Raw genomic sequence first — 2,608 nt, 5'->3', positions numbered from 1 at the left:
ATATCTACCTGGGCGATACCCTGGTCGCCCGGCGCAGCACCAACCGGCCCGGCGATCTGCTTCGGGACGGCAGGATCGAGCTGACCGATGCCATGATCGGTCTGCAGCTTGCCGCCGGCCGACCGGTGAGTGTTCCCTTTACCCGGGAAGGCGACATCGGCGGCGACGGCCGGATCGGCCTGGCCGAATCCGTGCATGACCTGCGGGTGGTTGCCGGCGAGCTGCCCAATGAGTCGTACGAGCTGTTCTGGTACGATACGGATTATCTCGGCAGCCCAATGACGCTCAGCGACGAATCGGGCGACGTACTCTGGCAGACCGATACCCTGCCGTTTGGTGAAGCGTATGAAGAGACCGGCTTAGGAGCGTTGAACAAGCGGCGCTATCTCGGCAAGGAACTTGACCCCGAGACCGGTCTGCTCTATTTCGGGGCACGGTACTTGGACGGCCCGGTGGGCCGGTTTGTCTCGGCCGATCCGGTGGGATTGGTCGACCCGTTGACCGGGGAGGTCAACCAAACCATCCTCAGTAACTCGCAGCGGTTGAACCGCTATGTCTATGGCCTAAATAATCCGTATCGATATGTTGATCCGGATGGGGAGTTTGCAGTTGTCGCAGCGGCAATTTTTGGGGCTGCCATTGCTTATATGGCCGCTCCTGATATTGCAAATGCACCGGAAAGTTCTTCCACTCCTATATATGAGTCTCATGGCGTGAGGAGTATTGCTATTGGTGCAGCAACAGGTTGTGCTGCTGGGATTGCTGGAAAAACTATTGGTGCAGGTCTATTTAGGCAAAGTGCATACGATATCGCAGTAGGTGGCGGAAGACACGCTGGCCAACTTAGACAATTCATGAACCAAAATTCAAAACAGCTATTTAAATCAATAAAATCATACAATAAAAGAATTTCCGAACATAAAAGTTGGATTAAAAACCCCTCTTCAAAAGTTCCGAATTTCAACTCATTGAGTCGCGAACATCAAGGGAATTTGATTCACCACTGGAATCAAGATATTAAGAGAGCCAAAGAACTTAAATCAATTGCAAAGAAAGTCCTGAAAAAAAGGAGGTAGCAAATGGAAAAAGCTTCTAACCAAAACGCACTTTATCAAGATTATCTCATTGATTTAAGCTTCCTACTCAAAGAGATGGCCATAGAGGCTAAAAAGGCATCGGACAAAGAAAAGACCGACTTTTCAGTCGGATATCTTTCAGGATTTCATAGAGTGATATCACTCATGCAACAGCAAGCAGAATCTTTTGGGATACCGTTAGACATTCTGGGATTAGATGGTATAGATCCAAATTTAGACTTGGTGTAATGAAAGGGGGAGCAAGGTGTATTTTGGTTCCATTCGAATGAAGAGTTAACAGGCATCGCCCGGTGTAACGGCTGATTGGTAACCGTCTATTAAGCCCCACTGGCAAGATTCTCTAGGCTCACATTCTCCGGTCGAAGCCCATCTACGTAGAAGAAGGGGTCAAGCTCTAAATACACTTAATACAGCTTCAGTTGGATATGCAGCTGCTGGAGGTATGGTTGCTGGTCAGACAGGCAAGGCTACACAACTGGACTAATCAGAGAAGGTGATCGAAGACTGCCGCATAATCCCTCTCTATTAAAACCGGTAGATTTAAGGAAGATGATAGTTTCTGGAAGCAAAGCGTTTGATAATACTGGTAAAATATTGGCAGTGCCAACAAGCACTACGGCAGAAAATATTAGTAAAAAATACTTGAAGGATAAGAGAAAAAAAATGGATATTTTATTGTATCTTTTGATTTTTGGTTCCTTCTTTAGCGGGTCTTGGCTATTTTTTTGTGCACTCAGAACTGATAATCGAACACCTTTATTTAGGTCGATTAATTTTCGTTCTTTGCTTTTTGGTGGAACAGATAATTCCAGCAAGTCAAGGTCACTGCTCATGTTAGAAGGTATTATGTGCTTCATAGCTGGGTTTGCTTTTTTATATTTGCTTCTTTGATCACCAGATTTACAACTTCACAACTTCACACCTGCACCTTCGAAAGTTCTCGCAGGCTTCCAAAACGTCAGCATATAGCCAGAATAGAAAATTGTTCATGCGACGCCCCGGCAATCAGCTATTGCCCACGGTGATTCCAGCGCTGACCTTCGAGACTACTCTCCCTGATTGTTTCCATACCGACGACAAATTGACCAAAATGTTTTCAATATGAATACATAAATACTCGATATAACTAAATATATCAATTGACGCATGGTTGTGTCTCGTGCTATTTTGGGATGGTACCATCTAAACCCCTACAAGGAGGAGAGAGCATGAGGCCCCAGGCAGAAGTGACGATAGACCAGGCAGGAGTGGCACTGATGGCGATGAGCAAGGTTATCAAGAACGAAGCAGAGAAGGATACCAAGGATGAATTCGTCCTTGAAGGGATGGCGGCAGGTATCCACATAATCGGGTTGCGTTTGGTCGCCCTCTGCGAGGAGAAGCCTCTATCAACCTGAAATTCTCCTGACATCTCCCAGAGGTGGCCCCGGAAATTTGGACAAGCCGTTAAGTGGAAGATCTGCTACCATTTTGACTGGCCAAATGGCTATAACAATGGAGCAGAAACATGG

Annotated in this window: 4 protein-coding genes; all 4 read left to right on the top strand. The window is 46.7% G+C overall.

The annotated features are described in order from the left end of the window. Window positions 1–1,076, top strand: a 1,076-nt coding sequence (locus tag BUC26_RS22345; RefSeq protein ID WP_208609888.1) for an RHS repeat domain-containing protein, incomplete at its 5' end; no start/stop codon positions are given. A gap of 3 nt (window positions 1,077–1,079) precedes the next feature. Beyond that, on the top strand, window positions 1,080–1,325 hold the full coding sequence (locus BUC26_RS22340) for a hypothetical protein (RefSeq protein ID WP_073379621.1): 246 nt from the start codon (window positions 1,080–1,082) through the stop codon (window positions 1,323–1,325). A gap of 321 nt (window positions 1,326–1,646) precedes the next feature. After that, window positions 1,647–1,988 (top strand): hypothetical protein, encoded by a 342-nt coding sequence (locus BUC26_RS23325; protein WP_143166147.1) that lies wholly within the window; start codon window positions 1,647–1,649, stop codon window positions 1,986–1,988. 317 nt (window positions 1,989–2,305) lie between these two features. Then, entirely contained in the window at window positions 2,306–2,494 is a 189-nt protein-coding gene (locus BUC26_RS22335) for a hypothetical protein (protein ID WP_073379619.1), read from the top strand. Window positions 2,495–2,608: the final 114 nt, after the last annotated feature.

The organism is Desulfofustis glycolicus DSM 9705, assembly GCF_900130015.1.
Classification (GTDB): Bacteria; Desulfobacterota; Desulfobulbia; order Desulfobulbales; family Desulfocapsaceae; genus Desulfofustis; species Desulfofustis glycolicus.
The sequence above is the reverse complement of the archived record's forward strand: the minus strand, read 5'-3'. Positions and strand labels throughout refer to the sequence as shown.